General features: G+C 58.3%; 2 protein-coding genes. Both read left to right on the top strand.

Annotation, left to right across the window (positions count from 1 at the left end):
• Window positions 1-1,364 (top strand): phosphogluconate dehydratase (gene edd / locus HP459_RS22585; RefSeq protein ID WP_171936890.1); only part of this gene is annotated, 1,364 nt, incomplete at its 5' end.
• 39 nt (window positions 1,365-1,403) lie between these two features.
• Complete coding sequence (gene kdgA, locus HP459_RS22580) at window positions 1,404-2,045, top strand: bifunctional 4-hydroxy-2-oxoglutarate aldolase/2-dehydro-3-deoxy-phosphogluconate aldolase (protein ID WP_003859774.1); 642 nt, start codon at window positions 1,404-1,406, stop codon at window positions 2,043-2,045.
• Window positions 2,046-2,126 lie beyond the last annotated feature (81 nt).

The following is a 2,126-nucleotide window of genomic DNA, read 5'->3' as shown; positions in this document are numbered from 1 at the left end:
ACCTGGGCGTATGCGACAAAATCGTCCCGGGGCTGGTGATGGCCGCGCTGTCGTTTGGCCATCTGCCAGCGATTTTTGTGCCGTCAGGCCCGATGGCAAGCGGTCTGCCAAACAAGGAAAAAGTCCGTATCCGCCAGCTGTATGCCGAAGGAAAAGCGGACCGTCAGGCGCTGTTGGAAGCGGAAGCCGCGTCCTATCACGCGCCGGGCACCTGTACGTTCTACGGTACGGCTAACACCAACCAGATGGTGGTGGAGTTTATGGGGATGCAGCTACCGGGCTCGTCGTTCATCCAGCCGGATGCGCCACTGCGTAAAGCGCTGACCGAAGCCGCAGCCCGTCAGGTGACGCGCCTGACCGGTAACGGCAACGAGTGGATGCCAATGGGCAAAATGGTGGATGAAAAAGTCATCGTCAACGGGATTGTCGCCCTGCTGGCGACCGGCGGTTCAACCAACCATACCATGCACCTTGTCGCGATGGCGCGCGCGGCGGGCATTCTGATCAACTGGGATGACTTCTCCGAGATCTCCTCCGTGGTACCGCTGATGGCGCGTCTGTACCCGAACGGTCCGGCGGACATTAACCACTTCCAGGCCGCGGGCGGCGTGCCGGTGCTGATGCGCGAGCTGCTGAAAGGCGGCCTGCTGCATGAGGATGTCAACACGGTGGCGGGCTTTGGCCTGCATCGCTATACCCTTGAGCCGTGGCTGAACAACGGTGAGCTGGACTGGCGCGAGGGGGCGAGCAACTCGCTCGATCCTCAGGTTATCGCGACCTTCGAACAGCCGTTCTCTCCTCACGGCGGCACCAAAGTGCTGAGCGGTAACCTTGGGCGTGCCGTAATGAAAACTTCTGCCGTGCCGGAAGAGAATCAGGTTATCGAAGCCCCGGCGGTGGTGTTTGAAAGCCAGCACGACGTTTTACCTGCCTTCGACGCGGGTCTGCTTGATAAAGACTGCGTAGTCGTGGTGCGTCATCAGGGACCAAAAGCGAACGGGATGCCAGAATTACATAAACTTATGCCGCCGCTTGGTGTATTATTGGACCGCCGTTTCAAAATTGCGCTGGTGACCGATGGACGCCTCTCGGGGGCATCCGGTAAAGTGCCTTCAGCGATTCATGTCACCCCGGAAGCCTACGACGGCGGCCTGCTGGCGAAAGTCCATGATGGAGACATGATCCGCGTTAACGGTCAGACAGGCGAGTTAACCCTGCTGGTGGACGAAGCAGAGCTGGCGGCGCGTCAGCCACATATTCCTGACCTGAGCGCATCCCGCGTGGGTACCGGACGCGAGATGTTTGGTGCGTTGCGTGAGAAACTCTCCGGTGCGGAGCAGGGCGCAACCTGTATTACGTTTTAAGACGACTTGATTTTAACGATCTGGCGAGAGAAAACTCTGATGAAAAACTGGAAAACAAGTGCAGAAGCAATCCTGACTACTGGCCCTGTCGTGCCGGTTATTGTGGTAAACAAACTGGAGCACGCTGTCCCAATGGCGAAGGCGCTGGTTGCGGGTGGCGTTCGTGTTCTGGAAGTGACCCTGCGTACTGCCTGTGCGATGGATGCGATTCGCGCTATCGCCAAAGAAGTGCCGGAAGCGATCATCGGTGCTGGTACGGTTCTGAATGCGCAGCAGCTGGCGGAAGTGACCGAAGCGGGCGCACAGTTTGCCATCAGCCCGGGCCTGACCGAGCCGCTGCTGAAAGCCGCAACCGAAGGTTCTATTCCGCTGATCCCGGGTATCAGCACCGTTTCTGAACTGATGCTGGGTATGGACTACGGCCTGAAAGAGTTTAAATTCTTCCCAGCTGAAGCGAACGGCGGCACCAAAGCGTTGCAGGCGATTGCAGGCCCATTCTCCCAGGTGCGTTTCTGCCCAACGGGCGGCATCTCTCCGGCCAACTACCGCGACTACCTGGCGCTGAAAAGCGTGCTTTGCATCGGTGGCTCCTGGCTGGTTCCGGCGGATGCGCTGGAAGCAGGCGACTGGGATCGCATTACTAAACTGGCTCGCGAAGCGGTAGAAGGCGCGAAACAGTAACAAATGCTCAATGCATAAAGCAGGCCCTCTGGCCTGATGCTGGTCACTTTATGTGACCAGCATGTATAAGTTCTTCTTCTT

This window comes from Enterobacter sp. CM29, from assembly GCF_013179605.1.
GTDB lineage: Bacteria > Pseudomonadota > Gammaproteobacteria > Enterobacterales > Enterobacteriaceae > Enterobacter > Enterobacter intestinihominis.
This window is presented reverse-complemented; position numbering and strand designations above follow the sequence as displayed.

Excerpts from the sequence above, each read along its gene's own strand:
- kdgA (WP_003859774.1), top strand. The coding sequence starts at position 1,404 with ATGAAAAACTGGAAAACAAGTGCAGAAGCAATCCTGACTACTGGCCCT.